Genomic DNA, 25131 nt, shown 5'->3' with positions numbered 1-25131 from the left:
CCGCCGGAGCCTGCCCTGCTGGCACGAACGCCGGAGCCTGCCCCCGCAGGCTCCGCGCTCACCAGCCGCTGCCCTTCAGCTTGGTCAGTGTCACTTCGAGATCGGCGAGGTTGTCGGCGGCGCTGCCTTCGCCGGACAAGGTCTTGTGCACGGCGGTCCAGAACTGGCTCGACGCCTCGTTGTACTTGATCTTCACCGCCGCCGAGGGCCGCGGCGCCGCGTTGAGGAAGACTTCTTTCCAGCGCGGGATGATCGGCTGCTCCCTGGCGATGTCGGCATCGTCATAGAGCGCCTGGATGGTCGGCAGGTTGGAGGTTCTCAGCGTCCTATACTTCTGCATCTCGGGCGAAGCGATGAACTTGACCATGTCGATCGCCGCGTCCGGATTCTTGGAATATTTGGAGACCGCGAGGTTCCAGCCGCCGAGCGTTGCGACAGGGCGCGCGCCTTCGCCCGCCGGCAGCGGCGCGACGTCGAACTTGCCCTTGATCGGCGCGTCGGCGCCGTTGCCCAGCGCATAGGCATAGGGCCAGTTGCGCATGAAGACCGCATTGCCGGTCTGCCAGACGCCGCGCGATTCCTCCTCCTGATAGGCGAGCACGCCCGGCGGCGCGATGGTGCCGATCCAGCCCTTGACCATGTCGAGCGCCGCCGCTGCCTTCGGATTGTTGATAGAGATGGTACCGTCCGGCTCGATGATCTGGCCGCCGCCATTCGACATCACCCATTCCAGCGCGTCGCAGGTCAGCCCTTCATAGGCGTTGCCCTGGAAAACGAGGCCCCACATGTCCTTGTTGCCGGCGGCCCGTTCCTTGTCCATGACCACCTTGGCGGTATCGGCCAGTTCCTTCCAGGTGGTCGGCACCTTGGCGCCGTACTTGTCGAGCAGGTCCTTGCGGTAATAGAGCGCCGGCGCGTCGGTGAAGATCGGCATCGCCACCAGCTTGCCGTCGACCGTCTGCGACTGGATGATCGAGGGGAAGTGCTTGGCCACGATGTCCTTGGTCGCCGCGGTCAGGTCGACGAGCTGGCTGGCGAGCTGCGGCGCCCAGATCACGTCGGTCTGATAGACGTCGATGTCGGTGTTTCCGGCGGCGAGCCACAATTTGTACTGGCCGAACTGGTCGGTCGTCGACGGCGGCATGACGACGATGTTGACCTTGTTGCCGCTCTTCTTCTCATACTGGTCGAGCATCTCGCGCAGCACCTTGATGCCGTTGCCGGTGTCGCCCGACACGATCGACAGGTCGACCGCGCGGGCGGGAACCACCGCGAACATCGCGCCGACTGCCAGCGCCAAGAGTGCATGAAAAAGCTTCACGGCGGTGGACCTCCCTTTGGAGCCGGCGACGGAGACTGCGCGCGTCGATCAGATGCCCACCCAGCACTTGAATGCGGAGCGCCGCTTTGGGTTCCAATATGAGCCATTCCGCATAAATCAGCGGCGTCCCGGTCCCTGAACGGACGCGGAAGATTGAGATCTGGCTGGAGGAATGGGCGGCGTTCAAACCAAAGCGGGCGGGCTCCGAAACCCACCGCCCCGGAGCCCGCCTTGGAGTGGCTGACGCATGCCGGCACAGCCTCCTCCGACGCCTTGCCAGCGTCGATCCGCCGATCGGCCGCCCGGCACCACGACGCATTAGCATGTCCTAACGTCAGCCTGTGTGAAGCGGTTCACAATGCGGACGCGCATTCGGTCGTGCCGCCGCAGCGAACACTGCGAAGCGCTATCCTTCCCAGGCGACCGGAACCATGCCGAGCCGCTCATATAGCCTGAAGGCGGCAGTATTCCTGACCGTGTTGGTCTTGAGGTCGACATGGGCGGCGCCCCTGTCGCGGAAGCTCAGGAAAACGTGCCGCATCAGCGCCTCGCCGATGCCGCGCCGCCGGGAGTCCGGATGAACGGCGAGATCCTTGATGAAGCCCGACGTCCAGCAAAGCGCGGCGCCTGTCAGCAGCCCCTTGCCGTCGATGACGAGGAAGCACAGATCCGGATCGAACTCGGCATCGCCCGAGATACGCTCCCACCATTCGTCGAACGCGCCTTCGGCGCCATCGTCGAACGCCTCGTCCAGCAGCGCATGCAGGGCCTGCGCATCCCTGTGCTCGAATAAACGCATGACGAACCCTTCCGGCCAATTCGGCGCGGTCAGGGTGGCGTCGAGAAGCTTGCGAAGGCGGATGTCGTTGGGGCCTGGCGGTCGAGGACCACTTTTCTCATGCATGTCGCGGCCCCGAAACTGCTACGCTTCCAGGCAGCGCCGGGCCCGATGCTCAGGCGCCTGGCTGGAGGCGGCGGCGGTCGACGCCGAGGCCCGTCTGCTCGAGCAGACCCTTGCGCTTGGCGTCGTAATAATAGCCGGTCTGGTAGAGCGTGTCGGCGCGCTTGGCGTTGCCGCCCGAGACCAGCCAGGCGCCGCGCAGATATTTGACCGCGTATTTGAGATTGGTCTCGGCGTCGAACAGCCCGCTCGCCGGCCCGTCATAGCCCATGCCGCGCGCCGTCGCGTGCTTGATCTGCATCAGTCCCCAATGGCCGTGGTTATAGGCTTTCGGGTTGAAGGTGCTCTCGCGGTTGACGACATGGCGCACCAGATCGACCGGCACTTCGTAGATCGCCGAATATTTCTCGATCAGCCGCTCGATCTCGGCGCGCGGGCCCGTGGCGTGCTGTTCGGGCTGGGCCGGCTGCGCAAGCAGCGCCGGGTTCTGCGGCACCACATAGGCGACCTGCTCAACGCCCGGCATGGGAGCCACTTTCGCCGACTGGCCGGTGACCGGCATGGCAACGCCGGCAGTCTTGTAAACGGCGGCCTGCTTGAGCGAAGCGGGGCCGGTCGGCGACGCGCCGGCCATCAGCACCGGCGGCGGCGGAAACTGGCCGGCGACAGGCGTCGATCCGGCGAACGCGGCGGGCTGTGCCGGTGGCGGAAATGCGGCACCCGGCTGCGCGGGCGGCGGCAATGGCGCGCCAGCCGTCGTCGCTCCAGGCGTCACCAACGCTGCGGCATCGCCGGTCAAAGCCGCCGTCTGCACCTGCGCGAGGCCGGAAGGCTCCGGCAGCACGGCCACTGTTTCGGGCAGCGCGACGGTCGGCGTGTCGTCCTCGACGGCCGGCGTCGAAGCCGCTGCAAGCGCGGGCGTGGCCTTCATCTGCGAGGTCGAAGTACAGCCGCTGAGGCCGGCAGCGGCAACGAGCGCGCCGATCGCGGTAAGGATGATTTTCGCTGCCAAGCCCTGCAGGTCCGATTGTCGGTTGTTAAAAAGTCCTTACACCAGCGATTCCAACCGGGCAATCGGGGCCGGTATGCAGGTTTCGGGTGGCGGGACTCGATGCAAACTGCAATATTGTTCCCTATCTGTACTGGAGATGTACCTGTTTTTCGCGATTTGCGGAAAGGAGCCCATCATGGAAAACGCATCACCGATCACGGCCGGCCACGCAGTGTTAGAAACAGTGATCGGCTTCATGGGCGTTGCCTGGAGCGAAAAGGGCCTGATCCGGCTCTGCCTGCCTGAACGCAGCCGCGAAGCGGTCGAGCGCCGGCTGTTCCGTCATGGCGGTGTCTCGAGCGCCACCGGGCAGCCGCAATGGGTGGTCGAATTGATCGCGTCGATCAAGGCCTATGCGGCCGGAGAGGATATCGATTTCTCCGGCGTGCCGGTCGATCTCGACGGCGTCGACGATTTCCGCCTCGCCATCTACGACGCCGCGCGCAAGCTCGGCTTCGGCGAGACCACCACCTACGGGGAGTTGGCCAAGCGGGCCGGCCATTCCGGGCTCGCGCGCGAAACCGGTGCCGCCCTCGGCGCCAATCCGGTGCCGCTGGTCATCCCGTGCCACCGCATCCTTGCCGCGGGCGGCAAGATCGGGGGCTTCTCCGCGCCTGGCGGCTCGGCGACCAAGGAGAAGATGCTGGCCATGGAGGGCGTGCGCGTCGGCCCGCCGCCGGCCGCGCAGGCTTCATTCGGTTTCTGACAAGCTCGCCGAACGCCGGCTATTCTAGTTGTGCGGGAAGAGGCGGCGCCGGAAATGCCGGTCGAAGTCCGGCCGCTTGCAGACATAGACGGGGCAGGACCTGGTGTCGGCGCTGGGCACGTAGGCCCTCGACCTCACCTCGCCCATGTTGCAGAAGCGCTCGTCGCGCACATAGCGGTCATAGAGCGGCAGTCCCGGCACGCGGCTCGACTGGTAGCGCAGTATGACGGCGCCCTGCCTGGCGATTGTCGCCTGCACGCGATCGCAGCTCATGCGCGTGGGGTCGTAGCGCGAGACAGCCTGCGCCTCGGCGGCCACCAGCATCAGGCAGGCGGCAAGCAGAATTCTCTTCATGATCCTCTCCTGGAACAGCGAGCGTGTCTTGCCTCCAAGAACGCGCGCATGGCCGCAAAACTTCCACGCGGACGGAGGCGTCCGTCGGACGCTATCGCGGCACATGCCGGCAACTCCATCTTGTTTTCGTCCGCGAACCATACTATATCCGGCGCATTGAATTTGGCCGATCGATCGGGCCTCGCGATCTTCGCGTTTGCTGACGTCTCCAAAATTTCGATACCACCGGCCGGGCTTTGGTCCGGTCAAACGAAGCAAATGTGAAGGGCATTTTACATGGCAACTGGTACGGTCAAGTGGTTCAACGCCACCAAGGGCTACGGCTTCATCCAGCCTGACAATGGCGGCGCGGACGTTTTCGTCCACATCTCCGCCGTCGAGCGCGCTGGCATGACCAGCCTCATCGAAGGCCAGAAGATCAACTTCGAGATCGAGCAGGACCGCCGCACCGGCAAGTCCGCTGCTGGATCTCTGAGCAAGGCAGCCTGATTTGGCTTAAGCATTTTGCAGCCGAGCGTTGTCGCTTGGGCTCGCGAAAATGCGATCAAGCAAGGCGCGCACCGGGCGAGAGCCTGGAGCGCGCGGCAAGTCACGGATGTACTGACGGTCGCGCGATAAGCGCGCCGGAGCGGAAGGACCCGACAAGTCGAAGCAGCGGATTGCTGCCGGCCCGGCCCCGACGCTCCCGATCAGGCTACCGGCACAGGAAGGCGGGCATTGCCCGCCTTTTTTGTTGCCTATCTTTGGCAGTGCTCTCCCATGCATGTTAGAGTCGCCACATGACCAAGCTCGAGCAAATCCAAGCACTCGTTACCGATCTTGATCCAGCGGAATTCAAGGCGTTTGCCGCCTGGTTCGAGGCGCTTCAAGCCGACTTATGGGATAAGCAGATCGAAGCCGACGCCAAGGCCGGCCGGCTGGATAAGCTTGCCGAGCAGGCGTTAGCTGAAATTCGGGCCGGAAAGCTTCGACCTCTTTAGTTGTTGCACCCGTGAGACCTGCTCAGGGCTGCCACCCGATCGGCACGTGCCCCTTATCCGCCTCCACCCGCTTCAGCCATTCCACCACGGCCGGATAGGCGTCGAGCTGGAAGCCGCCCTTCTCGGCGGTGTGCGTGTAGGCATAGAGCGCGATGTCCGCGACGCTGTAGGCGCTGCCGGCGAAGAAGGCGTTCTGCTCCAGGTGCCTGTTCATGACGCCGAGCGCCTTGTTGCCGCGTTCCAGCGTCTGCGCCAGTCGCTCCGGCGTCGCGTCCTTGGCCCTCTCCGGAAAGGTGAGCAGCGCCTTGCGCACCGCGATATAGGGCTCGTGGCTGTATTGCTCGAAGAACAGCCACTGATAGGCCAGCGCCCGCTCGTATTTGTCGGCCGGCAGGAAGCGCGTGCCTTCGGCGAGATAGAGCAGGATGGCGTTGGATTCCGCGATGCGCCGGCCGTCGTCGAGCTCGAGCAGCGGCACCATCGCGTTCGGGTTCTTGGCGACGTAGTCGGCCTTGCGCGTCTCGCCGGTATGCGAGCTGACCTCGACGCGGCTGAAGGGAATGCCGAGCTTTGCCATCAACAGCCGCGGCTTGTAGCAATTGCCGCTGTCGATCATGTCGTAAAGTATCATGGCCCTCACCTCGCGCGACGATCGACGGGCTCTAGCGCACCCGAGCAAGGCTCATCCAGTGATTTGTTTTGGCGCAACCATCAGCGGCGCTGATGCAAAGGCACCACCTTGTTGTCCATGCCGAGCAGCGCATCGATCGAAAGCGGCTCTTCGTTGAAGATCGTTCCGGCGAGCGCGGGGCGGGCAAGGTGGAACCCTTGTAGAAGGTCGACGCCGCCGTCGAGCGCGACGCGCAGATGCGTGGCCTGCTCGATGCCCTCGACCAGCACCTTGGCGCCGCGGTCGTGCAGCATCGAGACCAGCGGCCGGAAGAACCGTTCGGCGGCGGCATGGCGGCAGAACTCGGCGAACCAGCCGCCGTCGATCTTGACGATGTCGGGCGAAAGCAGGCCGATGCGCGCTTCGGTCGAATGTCCGGTGCCGAAATCGTCGATGGCGATCTGGATGCCGTCACGCCTCATCTCGCGCACGAGGCAGGCGAGCACATGCTCATCGGCTGCCTGCTCGGTGATCTCGCAGACCAGCATGGCGGGCGAGAGGCCGAAATCGCCGAGATGCCTGGTCATGAGGCGAATCTCGGCCAGTGCCCGCCCGAGGTGATCGTTGATCATCGGGTCGTAGTTGAAGAATAGCGTAAGCCCGTCGACGCCGATGTTGCGGTAGTTGCCGAGATGCAGCCTCCTGCACATCGTCTCGACGAACAGCCGGTCCGGCGCCGCGACGCTGTCGAAGAAGACCTGGGGCGCAACCGGCGTTGCGACGCGGCGCGGCTCGATCAAGGCTTCGACGGCGACAGCCTTGAGCGTCCTGCCCTGCGGCGCGAAGATCGGCTGATAGGCGCTCCACAGCCGGAACTCGCCATAGACGCCGAACTGAAGGCCGATCTCGTCGGCGAAGATCGCCTCGGCGACATCACGCCGCCTGTCCGGCCGCGCGGTCATGGCGTCACCTTGCGCCCGAACGGCTTCGCCGGCCGCGACGGCCGCACGGGAGCGGGATTTGTGGCTGCCGTGGCTTTGCTCTCTTCAGCCGCGGGCGCCAGCATGCTCCCGCCGAAAACGCGAAAACTCGTCGGCGCCAATTCCGGCCGGGCGAGCACATAGCCTTGCACCATCGAGGCTCCGGATTTCTCGGCGAGATCGAGCTGCCAGCCTTCCTCGATGCCTTCGAAAACCGTGCGGATGCCCCGGCTTTCGAAGCTCTTCACCATCGCGGTCAGCAGCGCGAAGCCGGCTCCGGACTCCATGAGTTGCGTGATCCAATGGGCGTCGAACTTGACGATGTCCGGCCGCAATTCCTTGATGCGGTTGATGTCGGATTCATCGGAGCCGTAGTCGTCGACGGCGATGCGGAATCCGTTGGCGCGCAGCGCCTCGACGAAGCTGTAGAGCGTCTCCTGCGAAGCCGATTTCTGCTCCGTGACCTCGCACACGATGCGGCGCGGGTCGATGCCGGCCTCGTGCAGCACGAGGCGCATGTCGCGCAGCGCCTTGTCGACAATGGCGCGGTCGGTGAACACCGACGGATCGAAATTGACGAAAACGGATGCCTCTTCCGGCAGGCATGCGCCGGCGTTGAGCAGATGCAGCGTCCTGGTCAGCGCCTCGATATGCAGCCGCTCGCCCGCCGGGCAGGTGCCGAAGAAGCTCATCGGCGACTGCGGCTCGCCGTCGCGGAACGGCCGGATCAGCCCCTCGAAGGCGATGACCGAAAGCTTGCCTTCGTTGAAGGCGAAGATCGGCTGGAAGGCGCTCTGCAGCGTATAAATGCCCCAGACACCGGAGGAGGTGCCGTCATCATGACGGATGATGTGGGCGAGCCCGATGCTGCGCGACAAAGGTCCCTCGCTCCGCAGAGTAAGCGGAATTCAATCTGCGATCCTGCCAGCCAAGGGTTTACCGGTCGTTGATGAATTTATAGTTGCCGCTCACGCCACCTTGACCTCTGGATCACCCGACAGTGCTTGCGCTTGGGCCGATCATGCGACATGAGAGGCGCCGCGGCCGCTCCTGGCCGCCCCATTCTCTTGGAGACGCTCTGTCATGGCCTTTCTTGCCGACGCCCTTTCCCGCGTGAAGCCTTCCGCGACCATCGCGGTGACGCAGAAAGCGCGCGAGCTGAAAAATGCCGGCCGTGACGTCATCGGCCTCGGCGCCGGCGAACCGGATTTCGACACGCCCGACAACATCAAGAATGCGGCGATCGAAGCGATCCGCCGCGGCGAGACCAAGTATCCGCCGGTTTCCGGCATCGCGCCGCTGCGCGAGGCGATCGCGAAAAAGTTCAAGCGCGAGAACAATCTCGACTACCGGCCGGAGCAGACCATCGTCGGCACCGGCGGCAAGCAGATCCTGTTCAACGCCTTCATGGCGACGCTCAACCCCGGCGACGAGGTCATCATCCCGCGCCCCTATTGGGTGAGCTACCCGGAAATGGTGGCGATCTGCGGCGGTACGTCCGTCTTCGCCGACACCTCGATCGACAACGGCTTCAAGCTGACCGCCGAGGTGCTGGAAAAGGCGATCACGCCGAAGACGAAATGGCTGCTGATGAACTCGCCGTCCAACCCGTCCGGCGCCGCCTACAACGAAGCCGAGCTTCGCGCTCTGGCCGACGTGCTGCTCAAGCACCCGCACGTCTGGACATTGACGGACGACATGTACGAGCACCTGACCTATGGCGACTTCGTCTTCAAGACCATCGCCGAGGTCGAGCCGAGCCTCTACGAGCGCACGCTGACCATGAACGGCGTGTCGAAAGCCTATGCCATGACCGGCTGGCGCATCGGCTACGCTGCCGGCCCGGTGCCGCTGATCAAGGCGATGGACATGATCCAGGGCCAGCAGACTTCGGGCGCCTGCACCATCGCGCAGTGGGCTTCCGTCGAGGCGCTCAACGGCCCGCAGGACTTCATCGCGAAGAACAAGGCGATCTTCCAGGGCCGGCGCGATTTTGTCGTCTCGATGCTCAACCAGGCGCGCGGCATCTCTTGCCCGTCGCCGGAAGGCGCCTTCTATGTCTATCCGTCCTGCGCTGAGCTGATCGGCAAGAAGACCAAGGCCGGCAAGGTCATCGACAGCGACGAGGCGTTCTGCTCGGAGCTTCTCGATGCCGAGGGCGTCGCCGTGGTGTTCGGCTCGGCCTTCGGCCTCGGCCCGAACTTCCGCATCTCATACGCCACGTCGGAAACGCTGCTGGAGGAAGCCTGCACTCGCATCCAGCGCTTCACCGCGTCGCTGACCTGAACGCAGGTTCAGTGGACCGAGTAAGAAAACCCGGCTTCGCGCCGGGTTTTTCGTTGGCAAGATCACTCGCCATATTGCTCGTTCGAGACCTCTTCCAGCCACTCGGCGTGGACGCCGTCCAGCGCCTCCTGCATGGCGACATGCGTCATGGCGGTTTTCGGCCCGGCGCCGTGCCAGTGCTTCTCGCCAGGCGCGAAGGAGATGACGTCGCCCGCCCTGATCACCTCGATCGGCCCGCCCCATGTCTGCGCAAGCCCGGCGCCCGAGGTGACGTAGAGCGTCTGGCCGAGCGGGTGCGTGTGCCAATGGGTGCGGGCGCCCGGTTCGAAGCTGACCAGCGTCGCCCTCAGCCGCGCCGGCGCCTCCTTCTCGATGATCGGCGTTTGCAGCACCTTGCCGGTGAAATACGTCTCCGGCGCGATGACCGTCGGCACGCTGCCGCACGCAATGATCTTCATGGTAGCAATCCTCAATCGTTGACGAACCTCCGCGAAGCGCGGCATCTCACGATGTAGTTTCAACTGGCATCGGGGCCAGTGCAACCGGCCTCCCGGACCGCCGACGGCGACGACATCGAAACATGCCTTGCGCTGCCTCAAGTCATTTTGTCAGCCGTCGAAAATACTGTCATAAATCGTTGCTTTTTAACCATAGAATGAGGCACCGAGCCGAGCGCCAGGGAATGGAGCGAGGCAGCGGCCGTGCTCAATGTCTTTTTAACGGCTGGGCTCTAGCCATGGCCCGTGCTGTGGGGGCGCGGACATGAGCATCTTGGCGACAATCAAGGATCATAGCGGCAGGATTTACCGCGGCATCCAGGCGCTGCTTGTGGCGAGCATCGCGGCCACCGCGATTGCCGCCTTTGGCCTGACCGGCAATGGCTCCCGCGCCACGGCCCTCGCACTGGCCGCGACATCGACCAGCCTGGCGCTCCTGGTGCTGATGTATATGCGCTCCAGCATCGTCCAGCGCCTGCAATCGGCGGCGGACGCTGAAGCCGAGAAGCATCGCTTTCTCAGCATCGACGCCATGACCGGCGCCATGACACGGCGTTATTTCCTCGAAGCGCTGAGCGACAGGCTCGGCAGCGTGCGCAACCGGCGGCAAGCGAGCCTTGTGTTGATCGACCTCGATCATTTCAAACAGCTCAACGACACCTTCGGCCACCAGTTCGGCGACCTTGCCCTCGCCTATCTGGTCAAGGAGGCGGGACGCATCTTTGCCGACAGCATTGTCGGACGGCTGGGCGGCGACGAGTTCGGCGTCATTGTCCCGCATGGCGACGCGGCCGCGCTCAACAAGGATGTGCGCCGGCTGCTCGACGCGATGCGGGCCGGAAAGCGGCATGAAGGCAAGATCATTCCGCTGTCGATCTCGCTGGGGGTTGCGCTTGCGCCGCTGCACGCCTCGAACCCGACCGAGTTGATGTTGCTTGCCGACCTCGCGCTCTACGAAAGCAAGGCGGCGGGCCGGGGCCGTGTCACCGTATTCGACGAGGAGATGCTGTCGGACAAGCGCTATCGCCGCCTCGTGGAACGCGAGCTGCGCGCCGCCGTCTATCTTGGCGAGCTGGAGCTCCACTATCAGCCGATCGTCGGCGCCGAAGGCTCCATCGACGCGCTCGAGGGCTTGATCCGCTGGCGTCATCCAGTCCGCGGCCTGATCTCGCCTGCCGAATTCATCCCGATCGCCGAGCGTTCGACCCTGATCGACATGATCGGCGAGTGGGTTTTCAAGCGCGCCTGCGCCGACATCGATCACTTTCCAGGGCGGCGCATCTCGATCAACGTCTCGGGCGAGCAGTTGAAACGCGACGAGATCGTGACGATGTGCGAGCGCATTCTGCGCGAGACCAGCCGGTCGGCATCCTCGTTCATCATCGAGATCACCGAGACGGTTGCGACCGCCGCGACGCCTGAGATCCTCAGGCGCCTGGAGGCCTTGCGCGGGCTCGGCTTCCACATCGCGCTCGACGACTTCGGCACCGGCCACTGCGGCTTCAACTATCTGAAGACCTTGCCCATCGACAGCGTCAAGATCGACCGCTCCTATATCCGCAGCCTCGCCCACGATCGGGTGGCGCAGATCTTTGTCTCCGCGCTCGCCCAGATCGCGCGCATCCAGGACATCACCATCGTCGCCGAGGGCGTCGAAACGGCGGAGGAGTTCACTCTCGCCCGCACTGCCGGCTGCAGCCGCTTCCAGGGCTATTTCTTCGGCAAGCCGGCGCCGCGCGACAAGACGAGCGCCCTTTGCGCGGCCGACAGCAAGCCGCTGGCGCTCAGGGGCTGATAAGCCGGGCGCCTGACAAACCGGGCGCCCGACAAACCAAAGCCGGCGCACTTCCTATTTTTCTTGCCCTCTCCGCGAACCCGTGTGACGATGGCCTTGGGCAGGTGGTGAGCAACAACCCCGCCCGCGACGGCCGAACAGGCCGGCCGCCGCTCTGAGTGCGATCGGACGCAAAACCGGTTTCCACTTTTGCTGATCGCTCTCTCGGGAAACGCCTGAGTGGAGGTCAGCCATGGGTACTCGCGCCGGAGGACGACGCACGGGACCGAAATGCATTGCCATAGTCGGTCCCTTCGCAAGCGGTAAGACGACACTTCTCGAAGCAATCCTGGCCCGCACGGGCGCAATCCCCCGCCAGAATCCCGTCTCATCGGGCAACACTGTTTCCGATCATTCGCCAGAAGCCCGAGCCCACGCCATGAGCGTCGAGGCGACCTTCGCCACAACGGAGTTCATGGGCGAGCAGTTCACCTTCGTCGACTGCCCCGGCTCCATCGAATTTGCCTTCGAGGCCGAGCCGGTCCTTGCAGCCTGCGATGTCGCAGTCGTCGTCGCCGAAGCGGACGAAAAGAAGATACCTGCGCTCCAGCTCATCATGCGCAGGCTCGACGATCTCGGCGTGCCGCGCATCCTGTTCCTCAACAAGGTGGACAAGGCGATCGCCGGCGTGCGCGAGACGCTCAAGATGCTGCAGCCGGCAAGCTCGGCGCCGCTGCTGCTGCGCCAGATCCCGCTGCGCAAGGATGGCGTCGTCATCGGCTCGATCGATCTCGCGCTGGAGCGCGCCTATGTCTACCGCGAATATGCCGAAAGCCAGGTCGCCGAGATTCCGGACGACGACAAGGCGCGCGAGCTCGAGGCCCGCTTCTCGATGCTGGAGACGCTCGCCGACCATGACGACCAGCTGATGGAACAGCTGCTCGAGGAGATCGAGCCGCCGAAGGACGCTATCTTCGACGACCTTGCCGCCGACCTCCGCGCCGGCACAGTGACGCCGGTGCTGATCGGCACCGCCGAGAAGGGCAATGGCGTGCTGCGGCTGCTGAAGACGATCCGCCATGACGCGCCGGACGTCGAGGCGACCCGCAAGCGCCTGGGCGCGCCGGATGGCAGCCAGACTGTCGTGCAGGTGATGAAGACCATCCACACCGCGCATGGCGGCAAGCTGTCGGTGTCGCGCGTGCTTTCCGGGCAGTTGGCCGATGCGGCCGAGCTCTTTCTCTCCAATGGCGACACGGCGAAGGTCTCCGGCATCTACAAGATGCTTGGCAAGGACCAGTTGAAGCTGGCGTCGGCCAAGGCCGGCGACACCGTCGCGCTCGGGAAGCTCGACAATGTCAGGACCGGCCAGACGCTGAGTTCGGCGAAGGGCGGCATCAGCCCGCTGCTTGCGCTGGAGGCGCCGCAGCCGGTATTCGCCTTCGCGCTGCGCCCCAAGGAGCGCAAGGACGAGGTCAAGATGTCGGCGGCGATCCAGAGGCTTGCCGAGGAAGACCCCTCGCTCAGCCTGCACCACAACCAGGACTCCGCGGAGACCGTGCTGTCGGGGCATGGCGAAATGCACCTGCGCGTGGTGCGCGAGCGCCTGGAGGGCAAGAACCAGATCCCGATCGAAGGCCATTCGCCGGCGGTGCCCTATCGCGAAACGATCCGCAAATCCGCGCAGCAGCGCGGCCGCCACAAGAAACAGTCCGGCGGCCACGGCCAGTTCGGCGACGTGGTGATCGAGATCAAGCCGCTGCCGCGCGGCTCGGGCTTCCAGTTCACCGACACCATCACCGGTGGCGTCGTGCCCAAGACCTACATCCAGTCGGTGGAGACGGGCATTCGCGACTATCTGAAGAACGGTCCGCTCGGCTTCCCTGTCGTCGATGTCGCCGTCAACCTGTCGGACGGCTCCTACCATGCGGTCGACTCTTCCGACATGGCCTTCCAGATGGCGGCGAAGCTGGCGATGAAGGAGGGCATGGCGGCCTGCTCGCCAGTGCTGCTGGAGCCGATCATGAAGGTCGAGATCGTCACGCCTTCGGATGCGACATCGAAGATCATCGCTTTGATCCCGCAGCGGCGCGGCCAGATCCTCGGCTATGACGCACGGCCCGGCTGGCCGGGCTGGGACGTGGTCGAGGCGACCATGCCCCAGGCCGAGATCGGCGACCTGATCATCGAGCTGCGCTCTGCGACGGCAGGCGTCGCCAGCTACAAGGCCGCCTTCGACCATATGGCCGAGCTGACCGGCCGCCTGGCCGACGAGGCGATGAACGCCAACGGCAAGGCTGCCTGACCGATCTTGCTAGTGCATGTCGCCCAAAAGTGCGCAGCGTTTTTGGGAGAACGACATGTATCAAGACACGGATCTGATGCGCATCGCCTGAATACATTTCGGTGCGACGCGCTTTAGAGCAATTCCAGGAAAAGTGTGAGCGGTTTTCCGTGCGGAATTGCGTAAAAACAAGGAGATAGGGCGTTTCACCGTTGCCCTGAAACGGTGAAAACGAACTAAGAAGACGCGAAAACGGCGTCCGGATGATCCGGACGCCGTTTCTGTATTGCGGACCGTCTCCTGGGAGGTACGGCAGGTCCGCCGCATCGGGAAATGGTTCGGACGCGGTAGCTGCCTGAGCCCGGCCTGTCCGAGTGATGCCCCCATCTCCCGAACGGACCAACCGCGTCCTATGATCTGCTTAATCGATAGAGTGCGTCCGCGACATGTTACCTGATGTTACATGTCACTGTTACGTGGCTTTCGCGCACGCATTTCCGGTCTCGGCGTGACCTCGGCGCAACAAAAAAGCCGGATCAATAAAGATCCGGCTGAGTTTGATTGGAAGTGCCGATTAGGGCTAACCTCCAGAGGGGAACACTCGAGGGCGCTAATGGGAGGAGAACGCGCCCTGGAGATGAACTATATATGTGCTCATCATGCCCAAGAAACAAGCATCTATTTGCAACACACGCATGCAAAAAGACGCAGGCTGTGGTCTAACCCTTTCGGAGGACCGATAGGACCAGAAAAAATCGACGAATCCTGAGCCGTTCCAGACCGAAATCGATCGCTGACGTGCAAACCGGGTCAGATTCCGCTCCCGAAATACGCTAAATTCAAAATGATGCGAACTCGTGCAGGTCGCGTTTATTTTTGCGGCAAGAGAGCCTGATGCGAATTTTTTCGGCAATTGCCGGCAGCGCTGTGTTCTTTGTCGCCGCCCCCGGCGTCGTCGCCGGGTTGCTCCCCTGGTTGCTGACCGACCGCTATCGCCTGCCGCAATCCGCCGTGCCGGGTTTTGTGCCGGCCGGCTGGATCCTCGTCGTCGGCGCCTCGGCGGTCCTGCTTCATTCCTTCGCGCGCTTCGCGCTTGAGGGCCTGGGCACGCCGGCCCCTGTCGCGCCGACCGAGAAGCTCGTTGTCGGCGGCATCTATCGCCATGTGCGCAACCCCATGTATGTGGCGGTGCTGTCGATCATCCTCGGCCAGGTGCTCATCTTTTCGAGCTGGGCGGTGCTGGTCTACGGCCTGATCGCCGCGGCGGCGATGATCTCCTTCGTCAAAGCCTACGAAGAGCCGACGCTCGCCCGCCGCTATGGCGCTGAATACGAAACCTACCGCCGCGCCGTTCCCGGCTGGCTGCCGCGCATCACGCCTTGGCGCGGACAGTAGTCCGCGACCGGCGGCGCGTCAGAAAGACCAGCTACGGGCCTTGGCGATAATGAAGTCACGGAAGACGTGCAGTTTCGCCTGGTTCTTCATCGCGTCCGGATAGGCGAAATAGGTGTCGAAGGACGGCACCTCGGTCTCGGGCAGCAGCTGGACCAGGTTCGAGTCCTTGTTGATCACGTAGTCGGGCAGCATGGCGATGCCGGCGCCGCCCTGGACCGCGCGCTTGATCGACAGGATGTCGTTGATCTGCAGCGTCGGCACCCGTTGCCCGCCCTCGAAATCGCCGACCGTCTCCAGCCAGTTCAGCTCCGACAGATGCGAGGGCACCGGCACGCCGAAGGTGACGATCCGGTGGTTCCTGAGCTCGGCGATCGAGGCCGGCTTGCCGAACTTCGCCACATAGGAAGGCGACGCGTAGAGATGGAAGTGCACGGTGAACAGCCGGCGCTGGATGAGATCCGGCTGCTGCGGTTGCCTGAGGCGAATGGCGCAGTCGGCCTGGCGCATGGTCAGGTCGAGCTCCTCGTTGGCGAGGATGAGCTGCAGGCTGATCTCGGGATAGAGCTCGATGAATTCCTGCACGCGCTCGGTCAGCCAACCGGCGCCCAGGCCCACCGTGGTCGTCACCCTCAGCACGCCGGAGGGGCGATCCTTGGTCTCGGTCAGCCGCGACTTGATCGTCTCCAACTTCATCAGCACGTCATGCGCCGTGCGGAACAGCATCTCGCCCTGCTCGGTCAGCACGAGGCCGCGCGCGTGGCGATGAAACAGCGCCACGCCGACATCGTGTTCCAGCGCGCTGACCTGCCGCGAAATCGCCGATTGCGACAGATGCAATGTCTCGGCGGCATGGGTGAACGACCCAGCCTCCGCCGCAGCGTGAAACACGCGTAGCTTGTCCCAGTCCAGCGCCATGATTCCCCTCGTGTTGCCTTTGGCGTCTGAATGAAAAATCAGGCTTTTAAACGGCTTTTCAGCCGATCGATTATTCCGCCGCTTCGCGATGGACCTCGATCCCCGCCAGATATTTCTCCGCCTCGAGCGCGGCCATGCAACCGAGTCCGGCTGCCGTCACCGCCTGCCGGTAGACGTCATCGGTGACGTCGCCGGCGGCAAACACGCCGGGAACGTCGGTGCGGGTCGAATCGGGCGCCGTCCACAGATAGCCGTTCGGCTTCTGCTTGAGCTTGCCAACGAAGAGCTCGACCGCCGGCGCGTGGCCGATGGCCACGAAGACGCCATCGACCTTCAGCCGAGACACGTCCCCGGTCGCCACATTGCGCAGCTTCAGACCCTCGACCGAAGGCGGCAGCGGCGCCTTGCCCGGCTGCCCGGTGATCTCGTCGACGACCGTGTCCCAGATGACGCGGACATTGTCCTTCTTGAACAGCCGCTCCCGCAGGATGCGCTCGGCGCGGAAATCGCCGCGCCGGTGGATGACCGTGACGCTCTTGGCGAGGTTGGCGAGGTAAAGCGCCTCCTCTACCGCCGAATTGCCGCCGCCGACCACCGCGACATCCTTGCCCCGGTAGAAGAAGCCGTCGCAAGTGGCGCAGGCCGAGACGCCGAAGCCCATGAAGGTCTGCTCCGAGGGAATGCCCAGCCACTTGGCCTGCGCGCCGGTGGCGATGATCAAGGCGTCCGCGGTGTAGACGGTGCCGGAATCGCCGGTGGCGCGGAACGGCCGCACATTGAGGTCGACCTCGGTGATGATGTCGTTGACGATGTCGGTGCCGACATGCTCGGCCTGCTTGAGCATCTGCTCCATCAGCCAGGGACCCTGGATCGGATCGGCAAAGCCCGGATAGTTTTCGACGTCGGTGGTGATCATCAGCTGACCGCCCTGCTGCAGGCCGGCGACAAGCATCGGCTTCAGCATGGCGCGGGCGGCATAGATCGCCGCCGTATAGCCGGCCGGTCCGGAGCCGATGATGAGAACGGGCGCGTGTCTGGTGTTCATGAAAAAGTCCCCTGCGGCTCGAGGCCGTGGTTTGTCGCCGGTAATGTAAGTGCTGCCCGCCAAGCCAGCAAGGCAAGTTGGCTTTAGTCCCCGGAAAGCTTCGTCGCACGCATAGCCGGCCATATCGCTGCCCGGAAGCAGAAAAATCATCGCAAAGGGATGGCCTCCCACACGAAACCAAATTACAAAATCGCGAAAGATTCTTGCGCGAAAGCCGATCATGCCGCTCAAAGCCGATCTCGACGCCATCGACTGGAAGATCCTGCGCGAACTCCAGAATGACGGCCGCATGACCAATGTCGAGCTGTCCAACCGGGTCGGCATCTCGGCGCCGCCTTGCCTGCGCCGCGTCAGGCGGCTGGAAGAGGCCGGCATCATCCGCGGCTACCGCGCGCTCCTCAACGCGCCGGCGCTCGGCATGGATGTCGTCGCCTTCTGCCTGATCGGCCTGCATCACCAGGCCGATGCCGAGCTGAAGACTTTTGCCGAACGCACGCGCGGCTGGCCGATCGTGCGCGACGCCTGGATGGTCTCGGGCGAGTCCGATTTCCTGCTGCACTGCGTGGCGAGCGACCTCGGCACCTTCCAGACCTTCGTCATCGAGGAGCTGGCCTCGGCGCCCAATGTCGACACGGTGCGCACCGCGCTGACCATCCGCCGCGTGAAGGATGAAGGGCTGGTGGCTTTTCCGGCCTAGGCTTTTCCGGCTTAGAGCAATTCCAGGAAAAGTGTGAAACGGTTTTCCGTCCGGAATTGCGTCAAAACAAAGAGCTCAAGTGCGCCGGCTTTCGATGAGCCGCTGGAAAAACAGCGGTTTCGCGCACAATCTTGAATCAATGCGATCAAAGCGATCGTATCGCGGCCAGCAGGCCCCCCAGGTCCTGCGCATCGCGCAGCGGCAAAACTGAAAGCCCGCCCATCGCTATGGCTACGCCGTCGACCAGCCAGCCGCGCGTGAGGCCGCCCCGCTCACCCGCTTCCATGTCGGCAGGCTTGTCGCCGACGATCAGCGACCGCTTGAGATCGAGGTCGAGGCGACGTCCCGCCTCGAACAGCATGCCCGGATTGGGCTTGCGCATCGGATGATCGGGGATTGCCAGCGGTCCGGAACCGGCCTCGTGATAGGCACAGGCCAGCACCAGATCGACGGTTGCCCCCCGTTCGGCAAGCAGCTCGAGCACCCGTTGGTTGACGCGGGCGAAGGCATCCCAGCCGAAATAGCCGCGCGCGATGCCGGACTGGTTGGTGACGACGACGACCGGGATGCCGTGCCGGTTCGCGGCTTCTATGGCAGGCGCTATGCCGTCGCGCAGCACCATGGCGGCCGGATCGTCAGGGTATCCGGTATCGACATTGATCGTGCCGTCACGATCGAGGAACAGCGCCGGCAGGCCGGCTGAGAAGGCCCTGCACCCGATCCGCTCGATCCAGAGGCCGGGCTCGACAAGCGGATCGACCGCGCCGCCCTCAGCCATCGCTGAGACGCGCTTCGACCGCCTCGCACAAATGATGATAGAGGCAAAGATGCCCCTGCTGGATGATCGGCGTCGAGGTCGACGGCACGTTGAGCAGGATGTCGGTGAGCGGCGCAAGCTTGCCGCCGGTATCGCCGGTGAGGCTGATCACCGTCATGTCCATCGCCCGCGCCTGCTCGGCGGCGGCCAGAATGCTCGGCGAATTGCCGCTGGTGGAGATGGCGAGCAACACAGCGCCTTCCGATCCATGTGCCTCGACCTGGCGCGAGAAGACCGTGTCGAAGCCGTAGTCGTTGCCCCAGGCGGTCAGCACCGCCGCATTGGCCGGCAGCGCAATCACGTTGTAGGCCTTGCGCTCCTTGAGGAAGCGGCCGACCAGTTCGCCGGCGATGTGGATGGCATCGCTCGCCGAGCCGCCATTGCCGCAGATCAGCAGCGCCTTGCCCTGCGACAGCGCCGTCACGACGGTGCTCACCGCGCGCTCCATCTGACCGGTGAGGTCGCGCTCGACCATCGCCGAGATCGCCGCCGCGGAGCGGACCAGATAGTCGTTCAGTTCGGACATGAAATCCTCAATTCGTGCCGCCGGCGCGCAGCTTGCCGATGGTGTTGGTCGTGCTCTTGCCGGCGACGAGGTCGACCAGCACCACGCGCCCGCCCGCCTTCTGAACCACGTCGGCGCCGACCACGGTCTCGATCGTGTAGTCGGCGCCCTTGACCAGGATGTCGGGCTTGAGCGCCTCGATCAGCTTGAGCGGCGTGTCCTCCTCGAAGACGACGACGGCGTCGACCGAGGCAAGGGCGGCGAGCACACAGGCACGGTCATGCTGGTCATTGACCGGACGTCCCGGCCCTTTAAGCCGGCGCACCGAGGCATCGCTGTTGAGGCCGAGCACCAGCCGGTCGCACTGGCTGCGCGCGGCATGCAGAAGGCTGACATGGCCGGCATGCAGGATATCGAAGCAGCCATTGGTGAAACCCACCGACAGCCCCTCCTCCTTCCACGCCGCAACCATCCTGGCCGCCGCGTTGGCGTCGAGAACGGCGTCCTGGTGGGCCACCGGTCCATGCGAGCGGAACAGCGCGCCGGAGAGTTCCTCGACGCTTAGCCGCGCCGTGCCGCGTTTTCCCACCACGACGCCGCCGGCGGCGTTGGCGATTGTAGCGGCCTGCACGCGATCGGCGCCCGCTGCCAGCGACAGCGCGAAGGTGGCGATGACCGTGTCGCCGGCGCCCGAGACGTCGAACACCTCGCGCGCTTGCGTGGAAATATGACGGGCATCCTCCGCGGTGACCACGCTCATGCCCTTTTCGCTGCGCGTGGCAACGATGAACTCGAACTCATGCGCCGCGATCAGGTCGCGTGCCGCGGCCACGATCTCGTCGTCGCCGAACACTGCGCGCCCAGCCGCCTCGCCGAGCTCCTTGCGGTTCGGCGTGACCGCCGTCGCCCCGGCATAGCGCGCATAGTCGCGGGCCTTCGGGTCGACCAGCACCGGCTTCCCGGCATCGCGGCAGATCGCGATCAGTTCGGCCGCCACGCCGTCGAGCAGGATGCCCTTGCCGTAGTCGGAGAGGATGACGATGTCGGCGCGCGCGAGCGCTGCCTGGAAGTGCTCGACGAGCGCAGCCCGCTCGCTGCGAGCCAGCGGCTTGATCTCCTCCTCGTCGAACCGCAGCACCTGCTGGTTGAGCGCGCTGAAGCGGCTCTTGGACGAGGTCATGCGGCCTTGCCGCTGCGCCATGCCGTCGGTATCGACGCCGAGATCGCCGAGCATGCGCATGAGGTTGTCGCCGGCCTTGTCGGCGCCGATCACGGACACGGGAATGGCGGCGCCGCCCAGCGAGACGATGTTGGATACGACATTGCCGGCCCCGCCCATGGCCAGCATCTCGCCCCGGCCGTGCAGCACCGGGATGGGCGCTTCCGGCGAGATCCGCTCGATGACGCCGCTGACGAAGCGGTCGAGGATGAAGTCGCCGACCACCAGCACGGTGACCTCGCCGAAGCGGGCGATGGTGCGATGCAAGGGTTCCGGGGAAGGCAGATGCTGCTTGATCATCTCGCTGGCGCGCCTGAAAGGCGGTTCTTGATCGGGGTTGCGGCGCCGGAAATCCGACGCCATTCGTTCATCGCGATGCCGATATACCGCAATTGGGGCCAGCGCAACGGCAGGCCTCCAGCGGGTCGCGCCATGGTCGACAGGAGAATCAGGCCTTCTGCAGGGCGACATGGACGCCGAGCCCAACGAGCACTGCCCCGCCCGCGCGCTGCATCAAGCGTTGCGCGCGGCCCGAGCGGCGCAGTCGCGCAATCAGCGCCCCGGCCAAGAAGACGCACGCTATGTCGGCTGAGGAGAACATCAGATTGACGATGGTTCCAAGGATGATGAACTGCAGCCAGACCGGGAACGCCGCCGAGGCATCAATGAATTGCGGCAGGAACGCCATGAAGAAGATCGCCGTCTTGGGATTGAGCACCTCCACGGTGATGCTCTCGAGAAAGGCCCGACGGGCCGACTTCCGCTCTATGCTGGGCAAAGCCGTATCGCCGTCCGCCCGCTTTCGGAACATCGAGACGCCGAGCCAGATCAGGTAGAGCGCTCCAATGAGTTTGACGGCCATGTAAAGCGGCGGCACGGCGTGGAACAATACGGACAGTCCGGTCGCGGCAGCGAAGACATGCACATAGCCGCCGAGATGAATGCCGAGCGCCGCCGTAAGTCCCGACCAACGCCCGCGCGCCATGGTCTGCGCCGCGGCATAGAGCATGGCCGGTCCGGGAATATAGGCGAAGATCGCCGTGGTGACGAAAAAGGCGATAAGCAGTTCGGTCGACGGCATCCTGGTCCCTCACGATACGCCGCGTAGCGAGAGCCGACTGAAGCGGAAGCTTTGCGGCCTCACTGTGGCGAGGAGCCGGTTTGCCCTGATTTGGCCAGAACGCGCGCCATGAACTTTTCATGGTCGATGATCGCGCGCTCGTGGAAACCTTCCCCGATCAGTCCGTTCTCGTCGCTGCACGACACCTTGAAGCGCAGCTTTCGCCCCTCCACGGCGACAAGCTCGACATCGGCGGTGACTGTCATGTCGACGGGCGTGGCGGCGACATGGCTGACGTCGACATGGGTGCCGACGGTTCTCTCGTGGCTGCCAAGGAACGGACGCAGCGCCTCGATGCATGCCCATTCGATAAAGCCGACCATGAATGCGGTGGCGAAGACCGGTGGCATGTCGCTGAAACCTGCAAAGGCCGGTGTCATGGCCGGGACCGTCAGGGACCCGTCGACCCGCAGTGTTTGAAGATGGCGAAGGCCGGGCTTTAGATCGGATGTCATGGCTACCAAGGGCAAAAGACGCATGACCGACGGCGCTTGCCACGGCGCTCAAAGGCACCATGGCTTGCCTCGACAGAAGAAGTACCGTTCGGCGCGCGGCAGAGCTTATCTCGCAAGTCGTTCCGCCGATCCATCCCTACATTCGTCGTAGCCGATGGGTCCGTGACGGCGAGCTTTATCGACACTCCTGCCTACCTCCCCTATAAGGGCCGGAATCGGCAACGGAAACAGAGGCCTTCATGATCATCGTCACGGGCGGCGCCGGCATGATCGGCTCCAACATCGTCGCCGCGCTCAATGCCGAGGGCCATGACGACATCGTCGTCGTCGACGATCTGACCGACGGCCACAAGATCGCCAACCTGGCCGACCTCCACATCGCCGACTATCTCGACAAGGACGATTTCCTCGCCCGTCTCGAAGGCGGCGGGCTCGGCCGCATCGAGGCCGTCTTCCACCAGGGCGCCTGCTCGACCACCACCGAATGGGACGGCAAGTTCATGATGGACGTGAACTATGCCTATTCGAAGCGCCTGCTGCACGCCTGCCTGGCGCTGCGCGTGCCTTTCCTCTATGCCTCCTCGGCCTCGGTCTATGGCGGCGGCAGCGACTTCCGCGAGGAGCCCGAATTCGAGCGGCCGCTCAACGTCTACGCCTATTCGAAGAAGCTGTTCGACGACTATGTGCGCCGCAACGTCTTCGATACCGACCATTCGCAGGTCGCCGGCCTGCGCTACTTCAACGTCTACGGGCCGCGCGAGGCGCATAAGGGCGCCATGGCCTCGGTCGCCTTTCATCTGTTCAACCAGGTCGAGCAAGGCCAGAACCCGAAGCTGTTCGGCGCCTATGGCGGGTTCGGCCCCGGCGAGCAGAGCCGCGACTTCATCCATGTCGGCGACGTCGCCGAGGTCAATCTGTGGCTGTGGAAGCGCGGTTCGAGCGGCATCTTCAACTGCGGCACCGGCCGCGCCCAGCCGTTCCGCGCCGTCGCCGAAACGGTGATCGACACGCTCGGCAAGGGTGAGATCGAGTTCGTCCCCTTCCCCGACCATCTCAAGGGCAGCTACCAGAGTTTTACGCAAGCCGATATGTCCCGCTTGCGTGCAGCCGGCTACAATGGGCAATTCCGCACTGTCGAAACCGGCGTCAGAGACTATGTCCAATGGCTGAAAGCCCAACGATCCTCGTGATCGGCCCACGCTGGGTGGGCGACATGGTCATGGCGCAGTGCCTGTTCGCGGCGCTGAAGGAAAAGCATCCCAACGCCGCGATCGACGTGCTGGCGCCCGGATGGGCGGCGCCCCTGGTCAAGCGCATGCCCGAAATACGCTGCCAGATCGATTTCCCGCTGATGCCCGGAGCGCTCGAATTCCGCAGCCGCAGGCGCTTCGGCCGCCTGCTGCGCGGCCGCTACGACATGGCCTATGTGCTGCCGGGAAGCTGGAAATCGGCGCTGATCCCGTTCTTTGCCCGCATTCCGCGCCGCGTCGGCAATCTGCGGGAAATGCGCTACGGCCTGCTGACCGACATCGTTCCGCTGCCCGACGCGGTGAAGCGGCGCACGGCGCGCGCCTACTTCGGCCTGGCGCGCGGCGGCACGTTCCGCGCGCCGAAGCTTACCGTCGATACGGCAAACCAGGCCGATTTGCTGGCACGGTTCGGGCTCGACGCGAAGCAGTTCGTCGCGCTGATGCCGGGCGCCGAGTTCGGCCCGGCAAAACGCTGGCCGAGCGAACACTATGCCGAGCTTGCCCGCCAAATGATGGCAAAGGGCCTGGGCGTCGCCCTGCTCGGCTCGAAGAACGACGCCGAAGTCACCGGCGAGATCGCGGGGCTCGCGCCGGGCGCCGTCGACCTTGCCGGCTGGACCAAGCTCGAGGACGCCATCGACCTGATCGCCGCGGCGAAGCTTGCCGTCTCGAACGACAGCGGTCTGATGCATGTCGCGGCCGCCGTCGGCACGCCGATCGTCGCCGTCTACGGCTCGACCTCGCCCGAAAACACGCCGCCGCTGACCGATCGCTCGGAGCTGATCTGGCTTCACCTCTCCTGCTCGCCCTGCCACAAGAAGGCCTGCCCGCTCGGCCATCTCAACTGCCTGAAGACGCTCGACGTCGCGCGCGTCGCTGCGGCCGCCGACCGGCTGCTCGAGGTCCCGGCAGCCGCATGAAGGTGCTGATCGTCAAGACATCGTCGATGGGTGATGTCATCCATACGTTTCCGGCGGTCGAGGATGCGCTGCGCAACCGCCCCGACGTGACCTTCGACTGGTGCGTGGAGGAGGCCTTCGCCGGCATCGTCGCGCTGCATCCAGCGATCCGGACCATCCACAAGGTGGCGATCCGGCGCTGGCGCAAGAAGCCGTTCGACGGCGGCACATGGCGCGAGATGGCTGGCCTGCGCCGGGCGCTGCGCGCCGGCCACTACGACTTGGTCATCGACGCCCAGGGACTGCTGAAGTCGGCCATTGTCGCCAGGCAGGCAGGCGCGCCGATTGCCGGCTTCGACCGCGCAAGCGCGCGCGAGCCCTCGGCAACGCTGTTCTACCAGCTCAAATACGCTGTGCGGCGTGACCTGCATGCCATCGAGCGCACAAGGCGGTTGTTCGGCCTGGCGCTAAGCTACCAGCCGGATCTTTCGGTGCTCGGCTCCGGCATCGTGCCGCCGGACGGCGGGCTTGGCATCGAAGGCAAGACCGCTTTCATGCTGCACGGCACCAGCCGCGAGGACAAGAAATGGCCTGTTGAGGACTGGATCGAGACCGCGCGCCGACTGGTGTCCAGACAGTTCACGCCGGTCGTCACATGGTCGAACGACGCGGAAAGGCGGGTCGCCGAAGCAATCGCGGGAGCGGCGCCGAAAACGGTGCTGATTGAGAAATCGCCGCTCGCAGAGATCGCCGCGATCCTTGGCCGGTCGACGCTGGTGATCGGCGCCGACACCGGCCTCAGCCATCTCGCCAGCGCCTTCGGCCTGCCGACCGTCGCCATCTTCCTAGCGACGGAGCCGGGCCTGACCGGCCCGCGCGGGCCGTTCTCGTCGACCTTGCTGGCGCCGGCCGGCGGCAAGGTGACGCCTGCCGAGGTGATGGCCGAGGCGGAGCGGCTGCTGGCGCTTAGAGCAGTTCCGGGAAAAGTGTAACGGTTTTCCGTCCGGAATTGTGAAAAAACAAGGAGATAGGGCGTTTCGCCGTTTCCGTGAAACGGTGAAACGCGCTAG

26 protein-coding genes are annotated in these 25131 nt (G+C 64.5%); 11 read left to right on the top strand and 15 right to left on the bottom strand.

Annotation, left to right across the window (positions count from 1 at the left end; translation table 11 throughout):
- Positions 1 to 58: 58 nt before the first annotated feature.
- From EJ067_RS26435 to EJ067_RS26425, 3 genes are all read right to left on the bottom strand, one after another.
- Positions 59 to 1321 (bottom strand): ABC transporter substrate-binding protein, encoded by a 1263-nt coding sequence (locus tag EJ067_RS26435; protein WP_245468046.1) that lies wholly within the window; start codon positions 1319 to 1321, stop codon positions 59 to 61.
- Between the two features lie 406 nt (positions 1322 to 1727).
- Entirely contained in the window at positions 1728 to 2225 is a 498-nt protein-coding gene (locus EJ067_RS26430) for an N-acetyltransferase (protein WP_126088113.1), read from the bottom strand.
- 49 nt (positions 2226 to 2274) lie between these two features.
- Complete coding sequence (locus EJ067_RS26425; RefSeq protein ID WP_126088112.1) at positions 2275 to 3234, bottom strand: lytic transglycosylase domain-containing protein; 960 nt, start codon at positions 3232 to 3234, stop codon at positions 2275 to 2277.
- A gap of 175 nt (positions 3235 to 3409) precedes the next feature.
- Here EJ067_RS26425 and EJ067_RS26420 point away from each other — a divergent pair, with 175 nt between their 5' ends.
- On the top strand, positions 3410 to 3979 hold the full coding sequence (locus EJ067_RS26420) for a methylated-DNA--[protein]-cysteine S-methyltransferase (protein WP_126088111.1): 570 nt from the start codon (positions 3410 to 3412) through the stop codon (positions 3977 to 3979).
- Positions 3980 to 4003: 24 nt separating this feature from the next.
- Here EJ067_RS26420 and EJ067_RS26415 read toward each other — a convergent pair whose 3' ends face one another.
- Positions 4004 to 4333, bottom strand: a complete 330-nt coding sequence (locus EJ067_RS26415; protein WP_126088110.1) for a hypothetical protein — start codon at positions 4331 to 4333, stop codon at positions 4004 to 4006.
- 276 nt (positions 4334 to 4609) lie between these two features.
- Here EJ067_RS26415 and EJ067_RS26410 point away from each other — a divergent pair, with 276 nt between their 5' ends.
- Complete coding sequence (locus EJ067_RS26410) at positions 4610 to 4822, top strand: cold-shock protein (protein WP_126088109.1); 213 nt, start codon at positions 4610 to 4612, stop codon at positions 4820 to 4822.
- Between the two features lie 290 nt (positions 4823 to 5112).
- Positions 5113 to 5313, top strand: a complete 201-nt coding sequence (locus EJ067_RS26405) for a hypothetical protein (RefSeq protein ID WP_126088108.1) — start codon at positions 5113 to 5115, stop codon at positions 5311 to 5313.
- Positions 5314 to 5335: 22 nt separating this feature from the next.
- Here the strand turns inward: EJ067_RS26405 and EJ067_RS26400 are convergent, their stop codons facing one another.
- The 3 genes from EJ067_RS26400 to EJ067_RS26390 form a co-directional block, all read right to left on the bottom strand.
- Positions 5336 to 5944: a glutathione S-transferase family protein gene (locus tag EJ067_RS26400; protein WP_126088107.1), complete on the bottom strand. Its 609-nt coding sequence runs from the start codon at positions 5942 to 5944 to the stop codon at positions 5336 to 5338.
- A gap of 80 nt (positions 5945 to 6024) precedes the next feature.
- A complete protein-coding gene (locus EJ067_RS26395) occupies positions 6025 to 6885 on the bottom strand; it encodes an EAL domain-containing protein (RefSeq protein ID WP_126088106.1) in 861 nt (286 codons plus the stop codon).
- Positions 6882 to 7781 (bottom strand): EAL domain-containing protein, encoded by a 900-nt coding sequence (locus EJ067_RS26390; protein ID WP_126088105.1) that lies wholly within the window; start codon positions 7779 to 7781, stop codon positions 6882 to 6884. The genes EJ067_RS26395 and EJ067_RS26390 overlap by 4 nt, the downstream gene beginning before the upstream one ends.
- A 205-nt stretch (positions 7782 to 7986) precedes the next feature.
- Between EJ067_RS26390 and EJ067_RS26385 the strand changes: the two genes are divergently transcribed.
- Positions 7987 to 9189 (top strand): pyridoxal phosphate-dependent aminotransferase, encoded by a 1203-nt coding sequence (locus tag EJ067_RS26385; protein WP_126088104.1) that lies wholly within the window; start codon positions 7987 to 7989, stop codon positions 9187 to 9189.
- A gap of 62 nt (positions 9190 to 9251) precedes the next feature.
- On the opposite strand, the gene EJ067_RS26380 is transcribed toward EJ067_RS26385, so the two are convergent.
- On the bottom strand, positions 9252 to 9647 hold the full coding sequence (locus EJ067_RS26380) for a cupin domain-containing protein (RefSeq protein WP_126088103.1): 396 nt from the start codon (positions 9645 to 9647) through the stop codon (positions 9252 to 9254).
- A gap of 304 nt (positions 9648 to 9951) precedes the next feature.
- Here EJ067_RS26380 and EJ067_RS26375 point away from each other — a divergent pair, with 304 nt between their 5' ends.
- The 3 genes from EJ067_RS26375 (at position 9952) to EJ067_RS26365 (ending at position 15139) form a co-directional block, all read left to right on the top strand.
- On the top strand, positions 9952 to 11481 hold the full coding sequence (locus tag EJ067_RS26375; protein ID WP_126088102.1) for an EAL domain-containing protein: 1530 nt from the start codon (positions 9952 to 9954) through the stop codon (positions 11479 to 11481).
- Positions 11482 to 11713: 232 nt separating this feature from the next.
- The gene (locus EJ067_RS26370; protein ID WP_126088101.1) at positions 11714 to 13765 is read left to right on the top strand and encodes an elongation factor G; all 2052 of its coding nucleotides are present in this window, start codon (positions 11714 to 11716) and stop codon (positions 13763 to 13765) included.
- Between the two features lie 873 nt (positions 13766 to 14638).
- On the top strand, positions 14639 to 15139 hold the full coding sequence (locus EJ067_RS26365; protein ID WP_126088100.1) for an isoprenylcysteine carboxylmethyltransferase family protein: 501 nt from the start codon (positions 14639 to 14641) through the stop codon (positions 15137 to 15139).
- 18 nt (positions 15140 to 15157) lie between these two features.
- Here the strand turns inward: EJ067_RS26365 and EJ067_RS26360 are convergent, their stop codons facing one another.
- Positions 15158 to 16054, bottom strand: a complete 897-nt coding sequence (locus tag EJ067_RS26360; RefSeq protein ID WP_059186875.1) for a LysR family transcriptional regulator — start codon at positions 16052 to 16054, stop codon at positions 15158 to 15160.
- Positions 16055 to 16124: 70 nt separating this feature from the next.
- Positions 16125 to 17099 carry a thioredoxin-disulfide reductase gene (gene trxB, locus EJ067_RS26355; protein WP_126088099.1) on the bottom strand — a complete coding sequence of 325 codons (975 nt, stop codon included), beginning with the start codon at positions 17097 to 17099 and terminating at the stop codon, positions 16125 to 16127.
- A gap of 220 nt (positions 17100 to 17319) precedes the next feature.
- On the opposite strand from trxB, the gene EJ067_RS26350 reads away from it, so the two are divergent.
- Positions 17320 to 17796 (top strand): Lrp/AsnC family transcriptional regulator, encoded by a 477-nt coding sequence (locus tag EJ067_RS26350; protein ID WP_126088098.1) that lies wholly within the window; start codon positions 17320 to 17322, stop codon positions 17794 to 17796.
- Between the two features lie 145 nt (positions 17797 to 17941).
- On the opposite strand, the gene EJ067_RS26345 is transcribed toward EJ067_RS26350, so the two are convergent.
- The 5 genes from EJ067_RS26345 to EJ067_RS26325 all read right to left on the bottom strand — a co-directional run bounded on the left by EJ067_RS26345 (position 17942) and on the right by EJ067_RS26325 (position 21807).
- Complete coding sequence (locus tag EJ067_RS26345; RefSeq protein ID WP_126088097.1) at positions 17942 to 18574, bottom strand: HAD family hydrolase; 633 nt, start codon at positions 18572 to 18574, stop codon at positions 17942 to 17944.
- A complete protein-coding gene (locus tag EJ067_RS26340) occupies positions 18567 to 19139 on the bottom strand; it encodes an SIS domain-containing protein (protein WP_126088096.1) in 573 nt (190 codons plus the stop codon). Before EJ067_RS26340 ends, EJ067_RS26345 begins: the two co-directional genes overlap by 8 nt.
- A 7-nt stretch (positions 19140 to 19146) precedes the next feature.
- On the bottom strand, positions 19147 to 20637 hold the full coding sequence (gene rfaE1, locus EJ067_RS26335) for a D-glycero-beta-D-manno-heptose-7-phosphate kinase (RefSeq protein ID WP_126089749.1): 1491 nt from the start codon (positions 20635 to 20637) through the stop codon (positions 19147 to 19149).
- Between the two features lie 148 nt (positions 20638 to 20785).
- The gene (locus tag EJ067_RS26330) at positions 20786 to 21418 is read right to left on the bottom strand and encodes a LysE family translocator (RefSeq protein WP_126088095.1); all 633 of its coding nucleotides are present in this window, start codon (positions 21416 to 21418) and stop codon (positions 20786 to 20788) included.
- Positions 21419 to 21477: 59 nt separating this feature from the next.
- The gene (locus EJ067_RS26325; protein ID WP_210211671.1) at positions 21478 to 21807 is read right to left on the bottom strand and encodes a thioesterase family protein; all 330 of its coding nucleotides are present in this window, start codon (positions 21805 to 21807) and stop codon (positions 21478 to 21480) included.
- A 344-nt stretch (positions 21808 to 22151) separates the two neighbouring features.
- On the opposite strand from EJ067_RS26325, the gene rfaD reads away from it, so the two are divergent.
- Genes rfaD through waaC form a run of 3 tightly spaced genes read left to right on the top strand, consistent with a single transcriptional unit; the run spans position 22152 to position 25053 of the window.
- Positions 22152 to 23102: an ADP-glyceromanno-heptose 6-epimerase gene (rfaD, locus tag EJ067_RS26320; RefSeq protein WP_126088093.1), complete on the top strand. Its 951-nt coding sequence runs from the start codon at positions 22152 to 22154 to the stop codon at positions 23100 to 23102.
- Positions 23075 to 24082: a lipopolysaccharide heptosyltransferase II gene (waaF, locus tag EJ067_RS26315; protein WP_126088092.1), complete on the top strand. Its 1008-nt coding sequence runs from the start codon at positions 23075 to 23077 to the stop codon at positions 24080 to 24082. Before rfaD ends, waaF begins: the two co-directional genes overlap by 28 nt.
- Complete coding sequence (gene waaC / locus EJ067_RS26310) at positions 24079 to 25053, top strand: lipopolysaccharide heptosyltransferase I (protein WP_126088091.1); 975 nt, start codon at positions 24079 to 24081, stop codon at positions 25051 to 25053. The genes waaF and waaC overlap by 4 nt, the downstream gene beginning before the upstream one ends.
- The last annotated feature ends 78 nt before the right edge of the window (positions 25054 to 25131 follow it).

Origin of the sequence: Mesorhizobium sp. M1D.F.Ca.ET.043.01.1.1 (assembly GCF_003952385.1) — a bacterium.
Classification (GTDB): Bacteria; Pseudomonadota; Alphaproteobacteria; order Rhizobiales; family Rhizobiaceae; genus Mesorhizobium.
Note: the sequence above shows the minus strand (reverse complement) of the source record. Positions and strands in the feature narration are given on the sequence as shown.

Excerpts from the sequence above, each read along its gene's own strand:
- EJ067_RS26405 (WP_126088108.1), top strand. The coding sequence starts at position 5,113 with ATGACCAAGCTCGAGCAAATCCAAGCACTCGTTACCGATCTTGATCCA.
- EJ067_RS26430 (WP_126088113.1), bottom strand. The coding sequence starts at position 2,225 with ATGCATGAGAAAAGTGGTCCTCGACCGCCAGGCCCCAACGACATCCGC.
- trxB (WP_126088099.1), bottom strand. The coding sequence starts at position 17,099 with ATGAACACCAGACACGCGCCCGTTCTCATCATCGGCTCCGGACCGGCC.
- rfaE1 (WP_126089749.1), bottom strand. The coding sequence starts at position 20,637 with ATGATCAAGCAGCATCTGCCTTCCCCGGAACCCTTGCATCGCACCATC.
- waaC (WP_126088091.1), top strand. The coding sequence starts at position 24,079 with ATGAAGGTGCTGATCGTCAAGACATCGTCGATGGGTGATGTCATCCAT.
- EJ067_RS26400 (WP_126088107.1), bottom strand. The coding sequence starts at position 5,944 with ATGATACTTTACGACATGATCGACAGCGGCAATTGCTACAAGCCGCGG.
- waaF (WP_126088092.1), top strand. The coding sequence starts at position 23,075 with ATGGCTGAAAGCCCAACGATCCTCGTGATCGGCCCACGCTGGGTGGGC.
- rfaD (WP_126088093.1), top strand. The coding sequence starts at position 22,152 with ATGATCATCGTCACGGGCGGCGCCGGCATGATCGGCTCCAACATCGTC.
- EJ067_RS26395 (WP_126088106.1), bottom strand. The coding sequence starts at position 6,885 with ATGACCGCGCGGCCGGACAGGCGGCGTGATGTCGCCGAGGCGATCTTC.
- EJ067_RS26350 (WP_126088098.1), top strand. The coding sequence starts at position 17,320 with ATGCCGCTCAAAGCCGATCTCGACGCCATCGACTGGAAGATCCTGCGC.
- EJ067_RS26360 (WP_059186875.1), bottom strand. The coding sequence starts at position 16,054 with ATGGCGCTGGACTGGGACAAGCTACGCGTGTTTCACGCTGCGGCGGAG.
- EJ067_RS26325 (WP_210211671.1), bottom strand. The coding sequence starts at position 21,807 with ATGCCACCGGTCTTCGCCACCGCATTCATGGTCGGCTTTATCGAATGG.
- EJ067_RS26410 (WP_126088109.1), top strand. The coding sequence starts at position 4,610 with ATGGCAACTGGTACGGTCAAGTGGTTCAACGCCACCAAGGGCTACGGC.
- EJ067_RS26370 (WP_126088101.1), top strand. The coding sequence starts at position 11,714 with ATGGGTACTCGCGCCGGAGGACGACGCACGGGACCGAAATGCATTGCC.
- EJ067_RS26385 (WP_126088104.1), top strand. The coding sequence starts at position 7,987 with ATGGCCTTTCTTGCCGACGCCCTTTCCCGCGTGAAGCCTTCCGCGACC.
- EJ067_RS26415 (WP_126088110.1), bottom strand. The coding sequence starts at position 4,333 with ATGAAGAGAATTCTGCTTGCCGCCTGCCTGATGCTGGTGGCCGCCGAG.
- EJ067_RS26380 (WP_126088103.1), bottom strand. The coding sequence starts at position 9,647 with ATGAAGATCATTGCGTGCGGCAGCGTGCCGACGGTCATCGCGCCGGAG.
- EJ067_RS26375 (WP_126088102.1), top strand. The coding sequence starts at position 9,952 with ATGAGCATCTTGGCGACAATCAAGGATCATAGCGGCAGGATTTACCGC.
- EJ067_RS26330 (WP_126088095.1), bottom strand. The coding sequence starts at position 21,418 with ATGCCGTCGACCGAACTGCTTATCGCCTTTTTCGTCACCACGGCGATC.
- EJ067_RS26345 (WP_126088097.1), bottom strand. The coding sequence starts at position 18,574 with ATGGCTGAGGGCGGCGCGGTCGATCCGCTTGTCGAGCCCGGCCTCTGG.
- EJ067_RS26420 (WP_126088111.1), top strand. The coding sequence starts at position 3,410 with ATGGAAAACGCATCACCGATCACGGCCGGCCACGCAGTGTTAGAAACA.
- EJ067_RS26340 (WP_126088096.1), bottom strand. The coding sequence starts at position 19,139 with ATGTCCGAACTGAACGACTATCTGGTCCGCTCCGCGGCGGCGATCTCG.
- EJ067_RS26365 (WP_126088100.1), top strand. The coding sequence starts at position 14,639 with ATGCGAATTTTTTCGGCAATTGCCGGCAGCGCTGTGTTCTTTGTCGCC.